22 protein-coding genes are annotated in these 21,045 nt (G+C 53.4%); 18 read left to right on the top strand and 4 right to left on the bottom strand.

Translation table 11 applies throughout. The features are described from left to right. Window positions 1–874: 874 nt before the first annotated feature. From PsAD37_RS26830 to PsAD37_RS26815, 4 genes are all read left to right on the top strand, one after another. Window positions 875–1,897 carry a prolyl oligopeptidase family serine peptidase gene (locus PsAD37_RS26830; RefSeq protein ID WP_063298678.1) on the top strand — a complete coding sequence of 341 codons (1,023 nt, stop codon included), beginning with the start codon at window positions 875–877 and terminating at the stop codon, window positions 1,895–1,897. Between the two features lie 529 nt (window positions 1,898–2,426). Next, on the top strand, window positions 2,427–3,158 hold the full coding sequence (locus tag PsAD37_RS26825) for an energy-coupling factor ABC transporter ATP-binding protein (RefSeq protein ID WP_063298677.1): 732 nt from the start codon (window positions 2,427–2,429) through the stop codon (window positions 3,156–3,158). Next, entirely contained in the window at window positions 3,155–3,772 is a 618-nt protein-coding gene (locus PsAD37_RS26820) for an energy-coupling factor transporter transmembrane protein EcfT (RefSeq protein ID WP_063298676.1), read from the top strand. Before PsAD37_RS26825 ends, PsAD37_RS26820 begins: the two co-directional genes overlap by 4 nt. Window positions 3,773–3,777: 5 nt before the next feature. Then, a complete protein-coding gene (locus tag PsAD37_RS26815) occupies window positions 3,778–4,344 on the top strand; it encodes a biotin transporter BioY (protein WP_084408133.1) in 567 nt (188 codons plus the stop codon). A gap of 100 nt (window positions 4,345–4,444) precedes the next feature. Here PsAD37_RS26815 and PsAD37_RS26810 read toward each other — a convergent pair whose 3' ends face one another. Both PsAD37_RS26810 and PsAD37_RS26805 read right to left on the bottom strand, forming a co-directional pair. Further along, a complete protein-coding gene (locus PsAD37_RS26810; protein WP_063290401.1) occupies window positions 4,445–5,653 on the bottom strand; it encodes an ROK family protein in 1,209 nt (402 codons plus the stop codon). A gap of 198 nt (window positions 5,654–5,851) precedes the next feature. Further along, window positions 5,852–7,090, bottom strand: a complete 1,239-nt coding sequence (locus PsAD37_RS26805; RefSeq protein ID WP_063290400.1) for an MFS transporter — start codon at window positions 7,088–7,090, stop codon at window positions 5,852–5,854. A 129-nt stretch (window positions 7,091–7,219) separates the two neighbouring features. On the opposite strand from PsAD37_RS26805, the gene PsAD37_RS26800 reads away from it, so the two are divergent. From PsAD37_RS26800 to PsAD37_RS26790, 4 genes are all read left to right on the top strand, one after another. Further along, window positions 7,220–8,488, top strand: a complete 1,269-nt coding sequence (locus PsAD37_RS26800; protein ID WP_063298675.1) for an SLC13 family permease — start codon at window positions 7,220–7,222, stop codon at window positions 8,486–8,488. A 215-nt stretch (window positions 8,489–8,703) separates the two neighbouring features. Then, window positions 8,704–8,841, top strand: coding sequence for a hypothetical protein (locus tag PsAD37_RS28490; RefSeq protein WP_193778338.1), 138 nt, complete (start codon window positions 8,704–8,706; stop codon window positions 8,839–8,841). Window positions 8,842–8,871: 30 nt separating this feature from the next. After that, complete coding sequence (locus PsAD37_RS26795) at window positions 8,872–9,468, top strand: hypothetical protein (protein WP_063291818.1); 597 nt, start codon at window positions 8,872–8,874, stop codon at window positions 9,466–9,468. Window positions 9,469–9,537: 69 nt separating this feature from the next. After that, window positions 9,538–9,951, top strand: coding sequence for a hypothetical protein (locus PsAD37_RS26790; protein WP_063291817.1), 414 nt, complete (start codon window positions 9,538–9,540; stop codon window positions 9,949–9,951). 75 nt (window positions 9,952–10,026) lie between these two features. Here the strand turns inward: PsAD37_RS26790 and hppD are convergent, their stop codons facing one another. Continuing rightward, complete coding sequence (hppD, locus tag PsAD37_RS26785) at window positions 10,027–11,139, bottom strand: 4-hydroxyphenylpyruvate dioxygenase (protein ID WP_063298674.1); 1,113 nt, start codon at window positions 11,137–11,139, stop codon at window positions 10,027–10,029. A 233-nt stretch (window positions 11,140–11,372) separates the two neighbouring features. Here hppD and PsAD37_RS26780 point away from each other — a divergent pair, with 233 nt between their 5' ends. The 5 genes from PsAD37_RS26780 (at window position 11,373) to PsAD37_RS26760 (ending at window position 15,715) form a co-directional block, all read left to right on the top strand. Continuing rightward, window positions 11,373–11,840 carry an Lrp/AsnC family transcriptional regulator gene (locus PsAD37_RS26780; protein ID WP_063298673.1) on the top strand — a complete coding sequence of 156 codons (468 nt, stop codon included), beginning with the start codon at window positions 11,373–11,375 and terminating at the stop codon, window positions 11,838–11,840. 183 nt (window positions 11,841–12,023) lie between these two features. Beyond that, on the top strand, window positions 12,024–12,800 hold the full coding sequence (locus PsAD37_RS26775; protein ID WP_063298672.1) for a tellurite resistance TerB family protein: 777 nt from the start codon (window positions 12,024–12,026) through the stop codon (window positions 12,798–12,800). Between the two features lie 85 nt (window positions 12,801–12,885). Then, window positions 12,886–13,353: a DUF1203 domain-containing protein gene (locus PsAD37_RS26770; protein WP_063298671.1), complete on the top strand. Its 468-nt coding sequence runs from the start codon at window positions 12,886–12,888 to the stop codon at window positions 13,351–13,353. Window positions 13,354–13,436: 83 nt separating this feature from the next. Then, window positions 13,437–15,047, top strand: coding sequence for a GMC family oxidoreductase (locus tag PsAD37_RS26765; RefSeq protein WP_063298670.1), 1,611 nt, complete (start codon window positions 13,437–13,439; stop codon window positions 15,045–15,047). 29 nt (window positions 15,048–15,076) lie between these two features. Further along, the gene (locus PsAD37_RS26760; protein ID WP_063298669.1) at window positions 15,077–15,715 is read left to right on the top strand and encodes a VOC family protein; all 639 of its coding nucleotides are present in this window, start codon (window positions 15,077–15,079) and stop codon (window positions 15,713–15,715) included. A 128-nt stretch (window positions 15,716–15,843) separates the two neighbouring features. On the opposite strand, the gene PsAD37_RS26755 is transcribed toward PsAD37_RS26760, so the two are convergent. Then, window positions 15,844–16,530: a YafY family protein gene (locus PsAD37_RS26755; RefSeq protein ID WP_063298668.1), complete on the bottom strand. Its 687-nt coding sequence runs from the start codon at window positions 16,528–16,530 to the stop codon at window positions 15,844–15,846. A gap of 144 nt (window positions 16,531–16,674) precedes the next feature. Here PsAD37_RS26755 and PsAD37_RS26750 point away from each other — a divergent pair, with 144 nt between their 5' ends. The 5 genes from PsAD37_RS26750 (at window position 16,675) to modC (ending at window position 21,034) form a co-directional block, all read left to right on the top strand. Continuing rightward, window positions 16,675–17,163 carry a RidA family protein gene (locus PsAD37_RS26750; RefSeq protein WP_063298667.1) on the top strand — a complete coding sequence of 163 codons (489 nt, stop codon included), beginning with the start codon at window positions 16,675–16,677 and terminating at the stop codon, window positions 17,161–17,163. Between the two features lie 190 nt (window positions 17,164–17,353). Next, window positions 17,354–18,241: an NAD(P)/FAD-dependent oxidoreductase gene (locus tag PsAD37_RS26745; RefSeq protein ID WP_063298666.1), complete on the top strand. Its 888-nt coding sequence runs from the start codon at window positions 17,354–17,356 to the stop codon at window positions 18,239–18,241. 243 nt (window positions 18,242–18,484) lie between these two features. Beyond that, a complete protein-coding gene (modA, locus tag PsAD37_RS26740; RefSeq protein ID WP_208992106.1) occupies window positions 18,485–19,273 on the top strand; it encodes a molybdate ABC transporter substrate-binding protein in 789 nt (262 codons plus the stop codon). Then, a complete protein-coding gene (gene modB, locus PsAD37_RS26735) occupies window positions 19,270–19,974 on the top strand; it encodes a molybdate ABC transporter permease subunit (RefSeq protein WP_063298665.1) in 705 nt (234 codons plus the stop codon). The genes modA and modB overlap by 4 nt, the downstream gene beginning before the upstream one ends. Next, on the top strand, window positions 19,967–21,034 hold the full coding sequence (gene modC / locus PsAD37_RS26730; RefSeq protein ID WP_063298664.1) for a molybdenum ABC transporter ATP-binding protein: 1,068 nt from the start codon (window positions 19,967–19,969) through the stop codon (window positions 21,032–21,034). The genes modB and modC overlap by 8 nt, the downstream gene beginning before the upstream one ends. Window positions 21,035–21,045: the final 11 nt, after the last annotated feature.

The following is a 21,045-nucleotide window of genomic DNA, read 5'->3' as shown; positions in this document are numbered from 1 at the left end:
ACAACCCGTTCACGTAATTCTATCGGATATGGCTTGCCCATGTGCCCTCCAAAAACAAGGATGGCAACATTGAATCACAAAAAGTTAAAATGAGAAACCTGAATCAGATCTGGCGCAGCACGCTCTAGATAACCGCTCAAGGTGCGAGGGAATCTGGGTACGCTGAAGCGCTGGATCTCTGACTGGTGTCCACGCCGTGCGAAGTTCCATTGATCTGCGACGTGTCTTTGGTCCAAGCACTTGGAGACAACCAGATCTGTCGCCTCTCTTCCCTCGTCTTTTCGCCAGGAAAGCCAGTGTTGGAGCCGAAGGAGCTGGTTGCGTAGGTAATGTCTAATGGGGCTTTTGCTCCTCGGCAATTGCATGGGTGATCATGTTCTTTGAAAGATCAGCACCAGACATGCGAGCACCCGCTCTTGTCAGCTTGCGGGTGTTGTTGTCTTCCCCGCAACCGAGATTAGTAATGCGCTCGCCGCTGACATTGCCCAGAAAGGCCTCAAAGGAACAAGAAATTATGAGGTATGACTTTTTGAGCCCATTGCAGTCCTTCGTAAAGGCGTAGGCATTTGCGGGCGCAGCATGGTGTTGATGGCATATTTGCCGGTATTCTTCTCAGAGCAGGGCCTCGCCGGTTTTATGTTCTTGCTATTTCTGATTGCGTGCGTCCCGCGAGTTAGCACAGAGTGCAAAAGAAGGCCCAATAGCAGCAGAGCGATAATCATGGGTATCTGGCATCAGGCGAGGTCCTTTTCCTTACTTAATAGGACCTAAATCCTGATCTGCGTGACCTTAAACCGGATCTAGGTCGAATAAAATCTCGTCAGCGTCTGAATGAAGGTGTCAACATTCAAACCACTTCACCGATAGGCACTCCATGAAAACTACTGTCCTTGCCCTCGCTTCGATCCTCTCTGCTGGCACTGGAATCGCAGCACAAGATGTCGGCCTCAACGAGCTGACTATAGCGGCTCCCCATCATGACCAAGATATGCAGATGGCTGTCATGTTCCCTACCGTGGGTCAGCACCAGACTGTGATTGCTGAAAATGAGATATTCTATGGAACTTCTGTGTTCAAAGACGCCGAGCCAATACAAGGACAATACCCAGTCGTTCTTCTCTCACATGGATGGGGCGGAAATTACGCGCGCATGGCTTGGCTTAGCGCCGGGTTGGTTTCGAGAGGGGCAATCGTTGTAGCGGTCAATCACCCAAATACTACAACCTTCGACTTTGACTACGCCTCCGCACTCGACCATTGGACTCGCGCCGAAGACATGTCCGCCGCGTTGGACTATGTTTTACAAGATCCGATTTTCGCACCCATCATCGACGAAACACGGATCTTTGCCACAGGTTTATCCTACGGGGGATGGACTGCCCTTTCTCTTGCGGGCGTCCAAGGCAGTCGCGATGGGTTTTTCGACTATTGCAAAACTGCTGGTGCAGGGTCACAGTTTTGCAATGAACTGACAGCAGAGGGCGTCGACATTACGGCAATCGATCAAGACAGGTATGAGGCATCCTACAGGGATCCACGTATCAGTGGCGTCGCGGCTATTGATCCTGGTCTAACTTGGGATCTTGCGCCACAGGATGTGCAGGATGTAACGGTTCCGCTTCTTCTTGTAGGGTTGGGCGAAGGAACCCATAGGCTTAATGCGACAGACACGAGCGCCATGGGCAGCAATTTTGAGGCTTTGGTGCCGCAGGCTTCTGTTAAGACTATCGCACCCGCTACGCATTTTACAGCACTTGGACTGTGTAAGCCCGCAGGTGAAGCTCTTCTGATCGAAGAACAAGACGATCCTGTCTGCACTGACCCGGTGGGGACGGATCGAACTCAGGTGCTTAACACCATTATCGACGCCTTGGCGGATCACTTTGAATTAAACTGAGGCACTCCATGGGGCATCTGGGCATGGGGGTACAGATGTCCTTGCTATCTTTCAATGCGGCACACTGATACCTACTGAATTGGCGTAGTATTGCCGACTTGATTCAACGTTGCATGCCCAACGCCAAGCCGAGACAGTCGATATTGGTGCAGACCGCAGCAATTGGCAAATAGGCTCAACGACCCGTGACACATCCAGCAAAAGTGAGCACAGAGGTCCAACCGAAAAGTGTTCATGAAAACGCCCGCAGTAACTTCTAAAAGAATTGCCTCAACCCCAGATGGAAACGCTCGAATTTCCGTTGTTGGCCAGACTCGATCAGCAATAACTTGATATTGATCTGCGTTTGGCCTCAATGGTTGGCAACAAGGGCATTGGTGAACTGCTTTGCTGAAAAGGTTGCGGACATGACACATAGGACTAGGCTTGTCGAACCGTGATGGTCAGCCCTGATCTCTTAGATTTCCGTGGTGTTGGCATGCTGCATTGTGTATAGGAATGCAACTCCTTTGGCAGGTGATATTGCGGCGTGAACGACACTTCAAAAACAATCAATTTTGACCATGTTTCCATTGAACGGAGCGGTTTGACGATCATCAGTGATCTGAGTGTTGCGCTGCCGGATCAGCGGGTTGGGATTATTGGTCGGAACGGGTCTGGCAAGTCTACGCTTGTGCGCAGCCTGAATGGTTTGCTGCCGGTGAGTGCCGGATCTTTGCTGGTTCACGGTGTTTCTGCTGAGGAAGGGGCCAAGAAGCTGGCACGGGTGACTGGGTTTGTGTTCCAGAACCCGGATCATCAGCTGATCTTTCCGACCGCTCTGGAAGAGTTGAGCTTTGGCCTGCGCCAGATTGGGGTGGGCAAAGCGGATGCAAAGGTGCAGAGCCTTGCGTTGTTGAGAGACCATGGCATTGAGCAGTTGGGAGAGCGTCCGGTTCATGAGCTTTCTGAAGGTCAAAAGCAGCTGATCTGTATTTTGGCCGTGCTCATCATGGAACCGAAACTGCTGGTGCTGGATGAGCCGTTTTCCAGTCTGGATTTGCGGACACGAGTGGCACTGCGGCGGAAGCTGGAGAAGCTGGATCAGCAGATCCTCTTTGTCAGCCATGAGCTGGATGCGCTGAGTGACTATGACAAAGTGCTCTGGATTGAAGACGGTAAGCTCAAGCAGTTTGGTGTGCCTGCGGATGTGCTGGCAGACTATCAGGCGCATGAGCTTTCTGGCGTGGACCTTCATTTTGAGGGGGTAGCGCGCGCATGATCTCCCTTTACATGGCGGGTAACAGTTGGGCGCATAAGCTTCCTGCCAGAGTGAAGCTGATCTTTTTGTTTGTGCTGAGCCTGCTGATCATTCCGTTCAATACGCTTTGGTTCTCTGCTGCTCTGCTGGTGTTTGTGGTGGCGCTGTATGCGACGCTTGGCCGGCAGGGGCTGGAGAAGGTGAAGGTGGTTCGCCCGCTGCTCTGGATGATGGGGATCATTTTTCTGGTGCATGTGTTTTTAGGCGATATTGAGCAGGGCATCATTGCTGTGTTGCGTCTATTGGCGATGGTGCTCCTTGCCAATTTTATTAGTATAACAACGCATATGGAGGCCTTGATGGATGCGGTGGAACCGTTGTTCCGGCCTCTGCGTGTGTTTGGTATGTCTCCAAGGCGCATCTCGCTGGCAGTGGCTTTGGTTATCCGGTTCGTTCCGGTGCTGCTGGCGGTTTATGCGTCGCTGCAAGAAGCGTATAAAGCCAGAACAGCCCACGCCAACAGCTGGCGCTTGCTTGCCCCATTTGCGTTACACGCGATTAAAATGACAGATCATGTTGCCGAAGCTTTGACAGCCCGAGGCGGGGCTGACGGCTTTGACCGTGATAAGAAATAGATAGGATGACTATGTCTAGCGATCGTTCTCTTGTTCAGATTGCATTTTATGCGGCGCTGATTGCTGCTCTGGGTTTGGTGCCCAGGATTGAGCTGGGTCTTGCTGGTGGAATTCCAATTACTGCGCAGTCGCTTGGTGTGATGTTGGCTGGCATGATGCTTGGTCCAGTGCGTGGTGGGCTTGCGGTTGCTTTGCTGCTGTTTTTGGTGGCGCTTGGCCTGCCGTTTCTGGCTGGTGGCCGTGGTGGCATTGGCGTGTTTTATGGCGCGACAGCTGGCTATCTGGCAGGCTACTTTGTTGGTGCGATTGTTGTTGGGGCGATCATGAAAGCTATGCGCAACATGAATGTGGTGTTTGGCGCAGTTGTTTCCGGCGTGATTGGCGGCATTGTTGTGGTGCATGCGCTTGGCGTGCCGGTGCTGGCTTACAAAGCTGGTATGACCATGGAGAAGGCCATCATGGTTGGCAGCTTGCCGTTTCTTCCGGGAGACCTGATCAAGGTTGCTCTTGCTGCTGTTGTTGCGCACACAATTGCACGCGGTTTGCCTTCTGCAATGCTGTCACGCAACTGAGCGTGCTCAAGCGAGTTTTGAGAAAGCCGGTTCCTTTGGGGCCGGCTTTTTTTGTGTACACGCTTATCCGAAAACCGGAGCCACTTTTCGGGAGTACGCCTTAATGGATCAGTGCCTCATCCAGATGCTTCAGGGCTTTGATCAACAAGCCCTGGAGGATGAAATCTTCATCCCATGGTAGCACTTCAAGGTTCACTGAATCCAGCAGAGGTGCCAGCAGGCCACTTTCCAGCCCTTTGTTCATGCCGTGCTTGAAGAGGTCGTAGGCTTGCATGGCTTTGCCGGTGAGGACGATGCGGCTTGGGTCCAGCAGGGAAATGGTGCGGGCGAGGCTGACGCCCAGAGCGAAGCCTGCATCTGTGAAGACCTTTTGCGCCTGCGCTTCACCTATGCGGGCTCTTGCACGTAGGTTCTGAATGTACTCCGGCCCATAGAACATGGCGGAGGGAGAGGTTTCCTTGGGCAGCTTCTGGGCTTCACGGTAGAGCGCGTAGTCAGCGATGTAGGCTTCCAGACAGCCCTTCTTGCCACATCTGCATGCCGCTCCTTCTGGCGTAAAGGGTGAGTGGCCGTATTCAGCGGCGGCTCCGGTTTCGCCACGGTAGAGCGCGTTTTTGATGAAGATGCCCATGCCGACGCCGCGGTCGATATAAACCACCACGAAGTTGCCGCTGTATTTCTCAGCGTCTTGCCGGTGCAGGGCCTCGGCGATCATGTTGGTGTCGTTGTACAGCGTGCAGGTGATGCCGAGGGTCTTGGAGAGCTTGGCAGTGAGTTCCACCTGTCGTTCTGCAATGGTGGGTGACCAGATGATGGAGCCGTTGCGTTTGCCAACGATGCCTTGCGTTGCCACGGTGATTTCCATGACGCTGCGGGCGCGAAGCGGCTCTGTTTTCATCAGCGCTTTTATTTCGCGGGCGAGCAGGGCGATGAATGCTTCGCCGCCCATATCTGAGGATTCCACCATGAACTTAGCTTCGGCATGCTGGTGGCCGGTATAGTCCACCAGAGCAAGCGAAACACGGTCTACTGAGAGCTTGACTGTGACCACATGGGCGACATCATCACGCAGACGCAGATAGGTGCGCGGGCGGCCACGGGTGTTGGCATCCGGATTGGGCTGTTCTTCCACCTCTGTGATCAGACCGCGATCTTTCAGATCAGCGGTGATGGAGGTGACGGCGGCTAGAGAAAGACCTGTTAGCCGGCCAAGGTCGACACGGGCCAGAGTGGTATGACGCCGCAACGTGGACAACACCACGAACCGGTTTTGGCGACGAACCTGCTCTCTACTGGCTTTTTCGATCATTCGAGTACTGGCCTGCACTGTGTGTTCAAAACATGTCCGCGTTCATTTGTATTCACGCCTCAGGCCCTGAACATTTGTTTTCTAGCGCATTCTTTTATCTGCGAGATAAGCATAAGTATTTGAGGACCAGTAAATAAAGAGAGTAATCGTATAAATCAGCGTTTTCACCCGAAAGTTGAGGTGACCTAATCGTAAGTCCTAGCTCGTTTGTTGAGGTGCTGTTCCGTCATCTTCATCTGTTTGAGCTGGCAAAGTTTCCGGCATCAGAAACAGGTACATTGTGCCGCCAATGAAGGCCAGAACCGCAAGGGTGATGAAGGCGGGAGAATAGCCGAAAAACTGGACGATTTCTTCAGCCAGCAGGTTGGATGCAGCCGAACCAATGCCAACCACGGCGGCGAGGGCGCCTTGCACCAGATTGAAGCGGCCTGTGCCTCGGGTCAGATCTGCAGCGATGAGCAGGATAATCACACCGAAGATGCCGTTGGCGATGCCATCCAGTGATTGCACGGAGATGAGTGCGACGGGGTCTTCCAGCCACATGAACAGCATGCCACGAATGGGCAGAATGAAGAAGGCGAGCAGGAAGAGTGGCTTGCGGCCCCATATATCGGCTCTGGCAGCGCAGATGATGGACATGATGGTCATCCAGAACTGTGCCACGACGATGCAGGTTGCCGCGAAGGCGACGCCGATGTTGACGTTGGAATTTACCGAGAGCTTCTGCCCGACCAGCGGCAGCATGGCAGCATTGGCGAAATGGAACATGAATACGCAGAGCACCAGTGTGAGCAGGCGTTTGTCTGCCAGGATAGTGCTGACGGTAGACGGTTCATCGCCATCGTTGGGAGTGTGGTGCAAGCCGCCTCGGGCTGCGTTGTGGTTGATGGCCGAGCCGCTGACCATGCCGATGCTGATGGCCATGCCGACGGCCATGAGGGCAACGAGCCAGAACACGCCTTCTGCCGAGATCCACAGTGCGAGACCTGCGCCCAGAATGGCGGCAAACACATTGCCGGAATGGTTAGCGGCCTGATTGGCGCCCATTTGTACAGTGAAGTGGTCTGGTCCTGATATGCCCAGAGTTATGGCAGCGATGCAGGGGCCGACAAAGGCGACGGCAATGCCCATGAAGATCTGCGCAATGTAAATCACCGCCGGATACTGCGAGAACAGCAGGATCGAGATGGTTGCGAAGCCGATGAGCAAGGCACACGAGGCGAGGAGCAGGCGTTTTTTGCGGGTGCTGTCGATGAAGGCGCCAGCTGGTGTTTGCAAGGCGACGGTTGTCAGCGAGCCAATGGCGAGGACCATGCCGATGTTGCCGGGGGACCATTGCAAGCCCGTGAGCAGGTAGATTGCAAGATAAGGTCCAATTCCACCCACGACATCGCCGGCGAAGAAGTTCGTCGAAAGCATTGCCTTGTTGAGTTTCATGGAGACCCTGGACTGTTGCGTGATCTGCGTTGAGAATAGGTGAGAGTTCTCTCCAAGCCCCCAAGGATTTTGGTCTATTGTCGAAGTGGCGGTTAAGCTGCTGTCAAACCACGGTGGCTACGGTGGGGTATGTCGGTTTCTCTTGCTGTTTCCGCCCTCATTTTCCTCGGAATTGCCGTACGCCAGTGGCTTCCGCCCATGGTGCGGATCTGGCACATCATGCTGACGGGCGCGATTGTGCTGTTGGTGCTGGGGGAGATCAGGCCTGTGACTGCGTTTCATGCGGTGGACTGGCAGCTGATCTTCTATCTGTTTGCCGTGTTCAGCATTGCTTCGTCGCTGTATGACACAGGTCTTTCGCAGGAAATCGCGGATATGCTGCTGAAGCGGGCCAATGCTGGCGTCGTGCTGCTGTGGTTCATTGTGGCCTCGGCGATTTGTGCAGCGGTGCTGACCAATGATGCGGCGGCGGTGATTGGGGTGCCTATTGCTATTATCCTGAGCCGTGCCTTCAAGTGGAAACTGGCGGTGGTTTTGGTGACGCTGTGTGCGGCGGTGACGGTTGGTTCCATGGTCTCACCCGTTGGCAACCCGCAGAACATTCTGGTGGTGAATGCCGCTAATTTTCAGAATATGCTGGCGACGTTCATTGTGTGGGCTCTGGTGCCCGGTGTGGTCTGCCTTGTGGCTGTGTTCTTCCGCTTCCACCAGCTGGTGAAGAAGAATGGATCGGATGAGAGTGCGCTGGTCTCTGAAGACGTAGAAACGCAGGCAGAAGCGGTTGAGGTGAGCCCTCGGCAATGGCCAGCGATGGTTTCTGTTGTACTGCTGGTGGGCATCATCACAGGCGATAGTTTGGGGCGGACGTACTTTCACCTTGGTCCGCTGCCGTTTGGCTGGGTTGGGCTGTTGTCCTGCCTGCCGATCTATCTGGCAGGAGATGAGCGCCTGCGGGTGTTCAAGGAGGTGGACTGGGCGACGCTGATCTTCTTTGTGGCTATGTTTATCGTCACTGGCTCACTCTACCAATCCGGCTCCCTGCAATATCTGCTTGGCTCCTTGCAAGGGGAGCTGGCAGACCTGACGATAACCGCTGTGGTGAGCTTTTGGGCCAGCCAGCTGTTTTCCAACGTGCCAGTGGTGGAACTTTACCTGAAGCTGCTGGATGGTGGCAGCACTGGCACCTTCATGATGCTCTCCACCATCTCCACCGTGGCCGGAAACCTCTTCATCATCTCCGCTGCCAGCAACGTCATCGTGGTCCAGCAAGCTGAGAAATTCGGCGCCACCCCCTTCACCTTCTGGCAATTCTGCTGGTGGATGCTCCCGATTACGGTGTTTTGCGTGGTGGTGAGCTATGGATGGATTGTGGGGCTGACGTGGTTGGGTGTGGGGTGAGTTTTGGAGACTTACAGCTTAAGATTGTGATTTAATGTAGTCTCCAATAGTCTGACATCTGTACTTATATTGCTACTAATTAGCCCTAGTTTGTTGAGGGTACATTGCTTTAAACGTAGTTCGCTGACGAAGATGGTTCAGCTTGTTTCCAGCAAATTTGTTAAGCCGGATGACCGCCAGAAAATTTTGAAAGATTGGGTAAAATGGAAACTGGCATGAGAATACTTTACGCTGTTGTTTACAGCGTCGTCGGGTTTACCCTGATTGAGTTAAGTGGTTTCGGTATGCTCTGGCCGATTGTTATTCCGTTCGTTGTTGGTTTCGCATGGTTGACGCAATTCCTACGCGAATAGATTTTTACTCTTTGCAGAAAGCATCGAAAGATGACCCATCCCTTAAAGTTAATTGATTATCGCGTAAACGAGCGTGGTGATGTCTCAGGTGTTTTGTTCGAGAACCCACGGGTTAGCGTTCGGCGGAATCTTTATTGGTCTGCTTGTATTGAGTTATCCCGATTCACTTATTTTGGAGAAGACTGGAAAACGATCTTAAGTTTTGAGTGGCTGGTATTGCCCTCAGAGAAAACATCCTTTGAGATATCTGACCAGAATATCGATGGCGTGGAGTGCTCATGGTACTTCATTTATCAGCACATCGCTGCGAAGTCGGGAACTCTTACGTTGGAACCAGTAGACGAGTATCGCGCTTTTGAGATCTCATTCTCAGTAGTTGTCGACTCCCCCGGATGGGACGATGATCCATGTCAAGATATTGAAATCGCAGGTACAGTGAAACTCCCTTGTTCCGGGATATCACTCATGCGGAACAGTTTTTTCCCTAAACCCAACTCAGAGATTGAGGCTCGAGAGATGATTGCACCTTTCTTTCCTAAGATTGCTGATTTCACCCTTAAACAGCAGGAAGATGAAGACGGCTGGCCAATCCAAGAGAAAACTAAGTTTCATTTTGTTCCGCAATAAGTGTTTTGCTAATTTCTATCTCTGGATTGAGCGTAAGTTGATGTCGTTGAGGTTCGTGTTTGAGGGACTATGCTTCAGTTGGTTAAAATCCTCGTCAGAAGTGTTCTAGCAATAACTATTGTTTCCGGAATTACATTTTACATTCTTGTAAATCATTCCACAGATGCCATGAATCTTACCTGCAAAGGAAAATGGCTGCAGTCTGGCAAAGGTGAAACTCTGTTTGCTGCCTTTGAATTTTATCGCCCTTGGATTTTGTGGGCTGAAGCAGATGGAAATGTTAGAGTAGAAACGGCCCAATTCCCATTATCTTCATACTTTTCTGAAGTAAAAACTATCGGACGAGAACCGCTGCGATTGTTTGAAATTACAGATTCTTATCGAGCAGGGATGATCGGGGGGTATCGTGAAGCTAGCAAAGAAATTGCGATAAACTTCTCAAAAGGTCTTACTTTTACGGGGAACTGTCGAGACGGGATTTGATTATCAATCCTACACAAAAAAGACCGAAAGCGCCCCCGTCGCTTTCGGTCTTTTTTCTAGCAGGTGTACTGCTAGTTATTCGGCTGCGTCGTGTTTTATGACGCCGCGTTGGATTTGGTCTTCTTCTATGCTCTCAAAAAGGGCACGGAAGTTGCCTTCGCCGAAGCCTTCGTCGCCTTTGCGTTGGATGAATTCGAAGAAGATTGGGCCGATGACAGTTTTGGAGAAGATCTGTAGCAGGATCTTTGTCATGCCGCCGCCAATGACGCCTTCGCCATCAATAAGGATGCCGTGTTTGGCCATGCGGTCGAGCGGCTCGGTGTGGCCGTGTACACGCTCGGTACTGCGGTCGTAATAGGTCTGTGGTGGGCCGGGCATGAACTTGAGGCCGTCTTCTGCCAGTTTGTCGGTGGCTTCATAGATGTCGTCGGTGCCCACAGCGATGTGCTGGATGCCTTCGCCTTTGTACTTCTTCAGGTACTCTTCGATCTGGCTGGTGTCGTCCTTGGACTCGTTCAGCGGAATGCGGATTTTGCCACATGGGGATGTGATCGCGCGGCTGACGAGGCCGGTGATGCGGCCATCAATGTCGAAGAAGTGGATCTGCTTGAAGTTGAAGAGCTCGCGGTAGAACGTCCACCACTTGTCCATGTTGCCGCGATAGACGTTGTGGGTCAGGTGGTCGAGGTAATAGAAGCTCTTGCCCGCTGGTTTGGGGTCTGCTTCGCCCAGCCAGTCAAACTCTTCTGAGTACGCAGAGCCTTTGTCGCCGTACTTATCGATGAAGTAAAGCAGGGAGCCGCCGATGCCTTTGATTGCGGGTGCATCAAGGGTTTTGTCGGAGCCGGTGTAGGCTTCTGCCCCGCAGCTCACCGCGTGCTCAAATGCGTGCTGTGCATCAACAACGCGCCATGCCATGGACGGGGCGCATGGGCCGTGCTCGTCAATGAAGCGGGAGGCGAAGCTGTTTGGCTCTGCATTGAGGATGTAGTTCACATCACCCTGACGGTAGAGCGTGATGTTTTTGCTCTTATGCTTTGCAACAGGTGCAAAGCCCATGCGGCGGAAGAGGACGTCCAGCTTTTCCGGCTCTGGGTGGGCAAATTCAACGAACTCGAAGCCGTCGGTGCCAGCAGGGTTTTCTGCTGTAATCTCAGCTGGTCCTGCATCATGCGGAAATGGGCCCATTTGTTCCTCCTCAAACAAGGCGATGAAGGCTGTTTGTCATCGTTTGATACGATGAAAACTGCCTTCCTATTCGTCCTGCGTATCTTTGTCCGAAAACCGGTTCCCACTTTTCGGCGATACACTGCAATTTATAGCCATTCTGAAATATCTGTGGCGCGACAGGTTTGCATTCTTACGTAAAATCACGCAGTATATGCACAAAATGTGCGTCATATATTGATTTGGTGCGAATGATGATTGAGCTTGACCAGTTTGACCTAAAGTTACTTGCAGCGCTGCAGGAAGACGCCAGCCAGACCAATCAGGAATTGGGGGAGGTGATTCACCTTTCTGCCTCGCAGGTCTCGCGTCGGCGGACACGGCTGGAGCAGGAGCGGGTGATCCGTCGCTATAAGGCTGATCTTTCACCGGAGTATCTGGGGCTGGATGTGATGGCGTTTGTTGGAGTGGCGCTGGCTACGCACAACAAGGAGAACGCCAGGTTGTTTCGTGATCTGGTGCGGACCATCCCCAGCGTGCAGGAAGCCTACGCTATGACGGGGGACATGGATTACATGCTCAAGATCCGGGTGAAAGATCTGAAGGCCTTGAGTGAGATGATCAACAATGATCTGCTGCCTCATGAGGCGGTGCAGAACGTGCGCAGCTCCATCGCGATGGATACGCTAAGGGACGACAACCATTTGCCGCTTGGGCAGTAGATTAACTGATGGGTACTCTAATCCGAAAACCGGTGTCCACTTTTCGGGAGTACGCTCTCAAACATTACAATTTTGTCAGGTTGTGTTTTTGCGGGATGGGGCATCTTGAAGTGAAAACTTTGGGTTCCCATCTCCATAGAGATTTGACGGGTAACGTCCAAAAGCAAAGGGATAGGTTTACAGATGTTCGACAGCAAGGCACTTCTTGATCAGTTCTTGGGTTCCAACGGTGGCAATCAGGCCCGTGGTGCCTTGGACAAAGGGCAGTCGTACATCAAAAACAACGCCGGCGGACTTGCTGGCGGTGCCGTTGCTGGTGGATTAGCCGGATACCTTCTTGGCAGCAAGAAAGGCAAGAAACTTGGCAAAAAGGCTGTGAAATACGGCGGCATGGCGCTGGTTGGTGGCCTTGCCTACAAAGCATTCCAGACATGGCAAGACGGTAAGAACAATAGCGGCGGTGGTGCAGCTGCGCCTCATGGTTCTGCGCAGACGCAGACTCAGGCAGCGCCCGCAACCGTTGTACCTGTACCAGAGCCGCTTGCCTTGCCGGACCCGACTGGCACAGCGTTTGACCCGGATGCAGGTGCTGGTGATGCCAAAGAGTTTGCTATGGCGCTGATCGTTGCGATGATCCAGGCGGCCAAGGCAGATGGCACTGTGGACGGCGATGAAATGCAGCGCATTTTTGAAAAGCTGGATGAGCTTGGTCTGGGTGCTGAAGAAAAAGCGTTTGTGCTGGATGAAATGCGCGCGCCGCTGGACATTGACCGCGTGGTGGCGTTTGCGACCTGTCCGGAAACGGCTGCTGAGATCTACACCGCATCGCGCCTTGCAATTGACCCGAACCTACCTGCCGAGCAGGCCTATCTGATGATGCTTGCCGCACGGCTGGAGCTGGATAGTGGTTTGGTTACGGAGTTGGACAAGGCGATTGCGGCGGCTCAAGCGCAGGCATAACTGCGCTGACATTTGAATTGCTCGCAAATCGGGTGGTTACGGTTTGCGGAAGGCCATAGGTTGCTCCCAACTTGAGGAGTGACCTATGGCTTTTTTTATTTCCGGATTGAAATCCGACGAGTTTGATGTGCTGAACGGCCTGAGCGAAGAGCAGCTGGCAGAGCGTAATGTGGTTGTTTATGTGGCTGATGAGAAGCCGGGCTTTCCGTGCCGTGTCACACTGGATGATGCCGAGGTAGGGGAGCGGGTGTTTTTGCTGAACTATGCCTACCAGCCCAATGACACGCCCTACAAAGCGTCCCATGCGATTTTTGTGCGCGAGAATGCAGCGGATGCAATGCCCTTTGAGAATGAAGTTCCGGTGTCTCTGTCCTCCCGGTTGTTGTCACTGCGCGGGTTTGATGCAAACCACATGATGATTGAAGCGGATATCGCGCAAGGGTCTGACATCAAGCCGATGCTGGAGGGCTTCTTTGAGAACCCGGATGTCTCTTATATTCAAATGCATTATGCACGGCGTGGGTGCTTTGCAGCGGTGGCTCATCGTGGGTGATCTAAACATATCTTACTAGTGCAAACCTCCCGCTCAGTTTCTATCCTAGGCAGCATCGAGACTTAGGGCTTGGGAGGGCCGGCATGCGCGCATTGGGAACCTGGGATTACATCGTGGTTGGGGCTGGCTCAGCGGGCTGTGTTGTTGCAAACCGACTTTCTCAGGACCCGGATGTGAAGGTGCTGCTGCTGGAAGCTGGTGGGAACGATAAACATCCGTGGGTGCATATCCCTGTCGGCTATCTGTACTGCATGGGCAATCCGCGTATGGACTGGGGGTTCCAGACCGAGGCCGAACCGGGGTTGAATGGCCGCAAGCTGAACTATCCGCGCGGCAAACTGTTGGGCGGGTGCTCTTCCATCAACGGCATGCTGTATCTGCGCGGACAGGCGCAGGATTATGACAACTGGCGCCAGTTGGGTCTGACTGGCTGGGGCTGGGATGATGTGCTGCCGTACTTCCTGAAGTCAGAGGATCATTATGCCGGATCTTCCAAGGTGCATGGGGAAGGCGGGGAATGGCGCGTTGAAGAGCAACGTTTGTCGTGGCCGATCCTTGACCGTTTCCGTGATGCTTGCGAGGAAGTGGGCATTCCGAAAATTGACGACTTCAACGGTGGTGACAACTTCGGCTCCTCCTATTTTCAGGTGAACCAGCGCAAGGGCGTGCGTTGGAGTACGTCCAAGGGGTTTTTGAAGCCTGCTGAGAACAGAGGAAACCTGAAGGTTCTGACGAATGCACAGGCGACTGCGCTCGTGTTTGGCGGGCGCCGCGCCACTGGTGTTTGCATGATGGTGAACGGGGAAATGACTTCTGCTGCCTGTACAGGAGAGATTATCCTGAGTGCAGGGGCCATTGGGTCACCGCAAATTCTGGAATTGTCCGGTATTGGGTCTGGAGAGCGTTTGACCCAGCATGGCATCGATATGGTGCTGGATCAGCCTCAGGTTGGCGAGAACCTGCAGGACCATCTGCAGATCCGCAGCATCTATAAGGTTCAAAACACTGTTACGCTGAACCAGCGAGCCAACTCGTTGATTGGCAAGGCGAAGATAGCGGCTGAGTATGCGCTGAGCCGGTCTGGTCCAATGTCCATGGCGCCCAGTCAGCTTGGGGTGTTTACGCGCTCTGACAGCTCCTATGAAACGCCGAATATCGAGTATCACATTCAGCCGTTGTCGCTGGATAAGTTTGGCGATCCGTTGCACGAATTTCCGGCGATTACAGCGAGTGTTTGTAATTTACGGCCAGAGTCTCGCGGCAGTGTTCATATCGGGTCCGGCAATGCAATTGCACATCCAAAGATCCAGCCAAACTATCTTTCTGCCGAGAGTGACCGACGTGTGGCAGCTGACAGTTTGCGCCTGACACGGACAATCATGGAAACCAGGGCGATGGCCGAGTTTTTGCCGGAGGAGTATCTACCGGGTGCGCATGTCGTCAGTGATGAAGACCTTGCTATTGCAGCGGGGGACATCGGCACCACCATCTTCCACCCAGTCGGCACCTGCTCCATGGGCACGGTGGTTGATGAGCGTCTGAAGGTGAAAGGCGTTGAGGGCCTGCGCGTTGTTGACGCTTCCATCATGCCTCGCATCGTCTCCGGCAACACCAATTCTCCGACAATTATGATTGCGGAGAAGGCATCGGATATGATCCGCGAGGACCGGAAAAACGCGGTGGTTGCCTGTTAGAGAGCTTACTGGAATGGAGATGTCTGGATTTGTTGAAACTTGACCACATAACCGTCATTGCACCAACCTTGAATGAGGGTGTGTCTCATGTCCGGAGTTGTCTTGATCTGGATGTACCGTTTGGGACGCGCCACACTTATATGGGGACGCACAATCGCAGGCTCCAGCTTGGAGAGAGTGTCTATCTGGAGATCGTTGCGCTTGATCCGAATGGAGTTAAGCCGAACCGGGCGCGATGGTTTGGCCTTGATGATCAGGAAAAAGTGCGAGCGGATTGGGAGGAAGGCCGACGTCTTCGGGGCTGGGTCGCAAGTTCGGAAGATATCGGCGGAATTTCATCCAAATACACTGGGATTTTTGGTGATGAAGTTTCGCTTCCTTTTGTCGATCCTGAATTTGCATTTTCGATCCCCAAGGATGGTTCCCTGCCGCTAGATGGGGCTTTGCCTTCGCTGATTGACCACTGGGGCGTGCCAACTTCCATGTCGGAAATTCCAGATATGGGTGCACGACTGCATGGTCTGACAGTAGAGCATCCTGATCCAACTGAGATCGAAAGGCTCTACAACGAATTCGCCTTAGACCGTCCACCGTTGGTCACTGAAGGGCCCAAAGTGCGTTATCGGGCGCAAATCGAGACGTCTACGGGTGTTAAAGAGCTGAGTTAGCAAACAAAGGAGAAGCTGCCGGTGTTTTGGTCACCATTGGTTTTGTGCAGTGGGACACATCAGCCCCAAGGTGTGAGGACCAGAAAAATGCGGTGGCAGCTTAGACGTGGTCTGACTGGGCTCTGTGGTTACTCACATTCTTTTTCGCGCTCGAAGTAATCGCGCAACAAGCCTACACGTTTGGGGCGGAAGGATTCTTCCAGGAACTCGACTGACTGGATCCGGTCCAGCCGGAACATGCGGAAATCTTCTCGTAAACAACACCAGGAGATCAGAGCCTGCACTTCGCTGAAGAAGTAGATGGTGAGCGGCCAGACTTTGCGTTTTGACAGGCGGTCTTTCAGATCCAGATAATTCAGAGACACCACCTGTTCATTCCAGATTGCTTCGCGAAGACCGGGGAAGTCCGCCTCAGATGTGGGCGTGTTGCGCAAGATGTGGCTGCCGACGGTTGCATGCCGCAATCGCTGGCGCATGCTTTGCGGAAGGCTTGCTTCCAACTTCACCAAAGCATTTTGTGCTGCATACGTGAATTCTATGTTGCCGAGTTTGGCGACGGTATGCAGGCCAAGAGCCAACGCCTCCACCTCGTCGGCTTCAAAATGCATTGGTGGCAATGAGGGGTCTTCTGTCAGCGTATAGCCAAAGCCTGCTTCCCCATCAATGATTGCGCCGGAGGACCGAAGGCTTTGAATGTCTCGGTAGATGCTGCGCTGGGAGACTTCCATTTCCAAAGCCAGCCTTGATGCCGTCACTGGTGAGGGCAATCGCCGCAAGACTTGCATTAGGCGAATTAGGCGGTCAGAGCGGCTCACGAACAGTCTCCAGTTTCAACATGTCTACGCATGATTGAGTTTAAGTATAACCATGCTGACAAGAATTGTCAGGAGCTCCTTCGTATTTAGGTGCAGCATAGAGCTAACACATCAAGTTCCATGAAACTGGTCAGGGAAACCGGCATGTCGCACTTAAAGACTATTTTTGTAATCGGAGGTCTCCTCGCAATGTCTACTACTTTTTCAACCACTGCTTCAGTTGCTGAAACTGCGGATAAACTCACTATCGTCAATCCTCAGAGCCTTTATGATCCATCTGCCCATGGCTACAGCGTGTCCGTGGTAGCGCCAGCTGGCGCACGGGTTGCCTATGTTTCCGGGCAAGGTGGTGCCGATGACAAAGGCGCTTATTCGCCTGATTTTTCGGTACAGGTTAAGCAGTCATATGCAAATCTGAAAAAGGTGCTTGATGCACTTGATGCCACACCAGCTCAAGTTGCCAAGCTTACCGTCTATGTGGTTGACCATGATCCATCGAAGCTTGGCGTGCTGACACAAAATGTCATTGAGATGTTTGGAGAAACGCTGCCAGCACAGACGCTGGTTCCTGTACCCAAGCTGGCAATTGACCCGATGCTGTTTGAAGTGGAAGCGGTCGTTATCCTTCCATAGCTTTTGCAAAGGATGCGCTTCCTTTTGGATGCGTGAGACCCTGCGATGAAGTCCCCAAGTTCATTGCAGGGCAACCCCTTTTGCTGCGTTTAATGATGCCTTTGCAGAAGTTGAGGCATCATTGCCAGAGTGTTTTCGGCGCGCGATGAGCGAGACGAATATCTGAACGCCAGCAGCAGGAGGCCTGAGGATGCATGATGTGATTGTGGTTGGGGGGAGTTACGCCGGAATGGCTGCTGCCTTGCAATTGTTGCGTGCTCGCAGATCTGTTCTGGTGATTGATGCAGGTGAGCGACGGAACCGCTTTGCCAAGCATGCCTACGGTTTTCTGGGCCAGGATGGGGTGAGGCCTGATGACATATGGAAACAGGCGAGAGACCAACTTGATGCCTATCCGGGGCTCACTTGGTATACGGGGACGGTTCAGGAAATTTCTGGTGAGATTGGAATGTTTCGTGTTTGCACCGATATGGGCGCGGACTTCACATCTCATCGGGTTTTGTTTGCGACAGGTGTTTGTGACGAGCTTCCCGATATTCCGGGTTTGGCTGAGCGCTGGGGCAAATCGGTTTTGCATTGTCCGTATTGCGATGGATACGAGCTGAACAACGGACCAATCGCTGTGATTGCCTTCAATCCCGTCTCTCTGCATCAGGCTGAGATTATGCCGGAGTGGGGACCAACGACCTTTTTCACCAATGGTGCGTCTTCACTGGAGGATGAGCAACGAGCACATCTGCTTCGTAGAGGCGTTACTCTTGAAGATACTGGGATCAGCCGCATAGACGGCACCGCTGATATTGTGCTTGAGGATGGCCGTAAACTTGAGTTCTCCGCTGTTTTTGTTGTCTCCAACACATATCCACCCAACTCTTTGGCTCAATCGGCTGGCTGTGCGCTGGAGGATCACCCTATGGGGCAACAGCTTGTGACTTCTGAGTTCAAAGAGACGACTGTGCGCGGTATTTTTGCTTGTGGTGATATTGCGCGCGTTCCGCACTCAATCTCCTTTGCCGTTGGTGATGGTGTCTGGGCCGGAATGCAGGTGCATCGGTCATTGATTGATCCCAGTCTTTGAGGGGTGAGGTGCAACCTCCGAGATACCTGTTTGACTGAGCTTTCGCGGAGGAGGCAGACGGTGCTGTCACTTTGGGAATCGCAACCTGAAAGACTTGGCTGAAAAGGTGAGAGAGCCAGGAGCTGTTGCGGCTTAGAGAATGAATACGCTTGACGAAACCCACGTGGGCCTTGATATGAGTCAGTGGTTCGGGTGGGTTAGGTCCTTATAGTTCAAGCTGGACTCGCGAAATGGAGTGTCTTGGTGGTGACTGGTATCTGGCGTTTTCTTTCTGCAGTTGTTGTGAGCCTCGCGCTGGTTGTTGGCGGCGGGGCTAGCTCGTTTGCGCAGGAGCCGGAGCGCATACTGGTGTTTGCCGCGTCCAGCTTGAAAGATGTGCTGGAGGATGCTGGCGCGCAGTTTGATCAATCCCATAACACCAAGACAGAGTTCTCCTTTGGAGGTTCGCAGACCATAACCCGCCATGTTGTGGCTGGTGCGCCTGCTGATGTGCTGGTAACGGCAGATGATGCGTGGATGGCGTATGCTGTGAAGAATGGCGTGCTGGTGGATAACAGTGTGGTGGATCTGGCCTCCAACGGGCTAGTATTGGTTGGCTCAGATGCGCTGGGCGCTGAGGCGGTTGAGCTGAATGCAGAGGTGTTGCAAGCTGCTTTGGCGGATGGGCGTTTGGCGATGGGAGAGCCGGAGACGGTGCCTGCCGGACGTTATGGCAAAGAAGCTCTGAGCAATCTCGGTTTGTGGGAGAGTGTGGTGCATCGGGTGGCTCCAATGGAGAACGTGCGTATTGCTCTGGCAGCCGCTACGCGGGGGGAAGTGCCAATGGCGCTGGTCTATTCTTCTGACGCAAAAGTGGAACAAGGTGTGCGGGTGCTTGCGGAAATTCCGCAGGACAGTCATCGTGCTATTGTTATTCCGGGTGCCTTGACCTCTGGCCATTCCAAGGCTAGCGAAGGGTTTATGGAATTTTTGAAGAGTGCTGAGGGGCGCAAGATCTTTCAGGCTCATGGTTTCAAAGTGAGCGGCGATTGAGCTTTTATCTGACGGATGCAGAATGGGCGGCTATCCAGCTGTCGCTGCAGGTTGCGAGCCTCGCAATTGCGATTGCGCTGCCGCCTGCGATACTGCTCGGCTATGCTCTCGCCCGCTGGAAGTTTCCCGGTTATACGCTGGTGAATGCCTTGGTGCATTTGCCGATTGTGCTGCCGCCTGTGGTGACCGGTTATGTGCTGCTGGTGCTGTTTGGACGGCAGGGCATGTTGGGCAGCTTCTTTGCTGATGTGTTTGGCATTGTGTTTGCCTTCCGCTGGACAGGGGCTGCGTTGGCTGCGGGGATTATGGCGTTTCCGCTGATCATTCGGCCTGTAAAGCTTTCCTTTGAGTTGTCCGATGGGCAGTTGGAAGAAGCTGCGCATTCGCTGGGGACGTCGCGCATCAGAACCTTTTTGCTGATTACGCTGCCATTGGCGCTGTCGGGTATCCTGAGTGGCGCGGTGCTTGGGTTTGCCAAGGCGATGGGTGAGTTTGGAGCGACGATTACGTTTGTCTCCAACATTCCCGGAGAGACACGGACGCTGTCGCTGGCGCTTTATACGGAGATGCAAAGCCTTTCCGGTGATGCGGGAGCAATCCGCCTGACGGTGATTGCGATTGTGGTTTCCATTGGTGCTCTGGTGTTCTCTGAGGTGATCTCGCGTCGCCTTTCCCGCAAGTTGGGAGGTCAGCATGATTGAGGTTGATGTTGCCAGCCGGTTGGGTGATTTCTCGCTTTCCGCCAAGTTTGCGGTGAACAGCGGGATAACGGCAATCTTCGGCAAGTCCGGTGCTGGCAAGTCCTCGTTGATCCGCATGATTGCGGGCTTGAGCGCGCCGGATAGTGGACGCATTGCGCTGGGCGAGCGTGTTGTGTTTGATCGGGCAGCTTCCATCAATATGCCAATTCAGCAGCGCGGTGTGGGCATGGTGTTTCAGGATTCCCGCCTGTTTCCGCATATGAATGTGGAACGGAACCTGCTTTATAGCCAGTGGGCAGCGGGGCGGAAATCTGCTGTTGGTCTGGGTGAGATTGCAGAGCTGCTGGGGATCTCTCACTTGCTGAAGCGCCGGCCTCATGGGCTTTCCGGCGGCGAAAAGCAGCGTGTGGCGATTGGGCGGGCGTTGCTTTCCAATCCGCAGCTGCTTGTGCTGGATGAGCCGCTGGCATCGCTGGATGCCTCGCGCAAAGCGGAGATCCTGCCGTATCTTCTGAAGCTGAAGAACGAATTCGGCATTCCTATGCTGTATGTGAGCCATAGCCTTGGTGAGATTGAGCAACTGGCGGATACGCTGGTGTTGCTAGACGCTGGCAATGTGGTTGCGCATGGACCGATTGCGCAGATGCTGAGCAATCTGGAACTGCCGCAGTTGGCGAGTGGGCCGGACGCGGGCTCGCTGCTGTTTGCCACGCTGAACCATTACGATGAGCAATGGCAGATCACCGAGTTTGGTTTGGAAGGGCAGGCATTGCAGCTTCCGGGGCAGTTGGGGAACGTGGGGCAGGATGCGCGTGTTCGCATCAAGGCCAAGGATGTAGCTCTTGCGCGTAAAGCGCCAGATGAAGCTTCCATCCGCAATGTGCTTTCTGTCGTGATTGAAGGCATTACGGAGACCTCCGGCCCATATGCCGAGGTGGACTGCCGTGTTGGAGAGCAGCATTTGCGGGCGCGGCTGACACGCCATTCTGTGCATGAGTTGCAGCTGGCTGCCGGACAACAGGTATTTGCTTTGATCAAAAGTGTTGCGCTAGACCAGTGAACGAACACGGG

The sequence above is a fragment of the Pseudovibrio sp. Ad37 genome, from assembly GCF_001623075.1.
Lineage (GTDB): Bacteria > Pseudomonadota > Alphaproteobacteria > Rhizobiales > Stappiaceae > Pseudovibrio.
Note: the sequence above shows the minus strand (reverse complement) of the source record. Positions and strands in the feature narration are given on the sequence as shown.

What these genes read in the sequence shown, in the direction of transcription:
- PsAD37_RS26830 (WP_063298678.1), top strand. Translation starts at nt 875, where the DNA reads ATGAAAACTACTGTCCTTGCCCTCGCTTCGATCCTCTCTGCTGGCACT.
- PsAD37_RS26820 (WP_063298676.1), top strand. Translation starts at nt 3,155, where the DNA reads ATGATCTCCCTTTACATGGCGGGTAACAGTTGGGCGCATAAGCTTCCT.
- PsAD37_RS26815 (WP_084408133.1), top strand. Translation starts at nt 3,778, where the DNA reads ATGACTATGTCTAGCGATCGTTCTCTTGTTCAGATTGCATTTTATGCG.
- PsAD37_RS26810 (WP_063290401.1), bottom strand. Translation starts at nt 5,653, where the DNA reads ATGATCGAAAAAGCCAGTAGAGAGCAGGTTCGTCGCCAAAACCGGTTC.
- PsAD37_RS26805 (WP_063290400.1), bottom strand. Translation starts at nt 7,090, where the DNA reads ATGAAACTCAACAAGGCAATGCTTTCGACGAACTTCTTCGCCGGCGAT.
- PsAD37_RS26800 (WP_063298675.1), top strand. Translation starts at nt 7,220, where the DNA reads ATGTCGGTTTCTCTTGCTGTTTCCGCCCTCATTTTCCTCGGAATTGCC.
- PsAD37_RS28490 (WP_193778338.1), top strand. Translation starts at nt 8,704, where the DNA reads ATGAGAATACTTTACGCTGTTGTTTACAGCGTCGTCGGGTTTACCCTG.
- PsAD37_RS26795 (WP_063291818.1), top strand. Translation starts at nt 8,872, where the DNA reads ATGACCCATCCCTTAAAGTTAATTGATTATCGCGTAAACGAGCGTGGT.
- PsAD37_RS26790 (WP_063291817.1), top strand. Translation starts at nt 9,538, where the DNA reads ATGCTTCAGTTGGTTAAAATCCTCGTCAGAAGTGTTCTAGCAATAACT.
- hppD (WP_063298674.1), bottom strand. Translation starts at nt 11,139, where the DNA reads ATGGGCCCATTTCCGCATGATGCAGGACCAGCTGAGATTACAGCAGAA.
- PsAD37_RS26780 (WP_063298673.1), top strand. Translation starts at nt 11,373, where the DNA reads ATGATTGAGCTTGACCAGTTTGACCTAAAGTTACTTGCAGCGCTGCAG.
- PsAD37_RS26775 (WP_063298672.1), top strand. Translation starts at nt 12,024, where the DNA reads ATGTTCGACAGCAAGGCACTTCTTGATCAGTTCTTGGGTTCCAACGGT.
- PsAD37_RS26770 (WP_063298671.1), top strand. Translation starts at nt 12,886, where the DNA reads ATGGCTTTTTTTATTTCCGGATTGAAATCCGACGAGTTTGATGTGCTG.
- PsAD37_RS26765 (WP_063298670.1), top strand. Translation starts at nt 13,437, where the DNA reads ATGCGCGCATTGGGAACCTGGGATTACATCGTGGTTGGGGCTGGCTCA.
- PsAD37_RS26750 (WP_063298667.1), top strand. Translation starts at nt 16,675, where the DNA reads ATGTCGCACTTAAAGACTATTTTTGTAATCGGAGGTCTCCTCGCAATG.
- PsAD37_RS26745 (WP_063298666.1), top strand. Translation starts at nt 17,354, where the DNA reads ATGCATGATGTGATTGTGGTTGGGGGGAGTTACGCCGGAATGGCTGCT.
- modC (WP_063298664.1), top strand. Translation starts at nt 19,967, where the DNA reads ATGATTGAGGTTGATGTTGCCAGCCGGTTGGGTGATTTCTCGCTTTCC.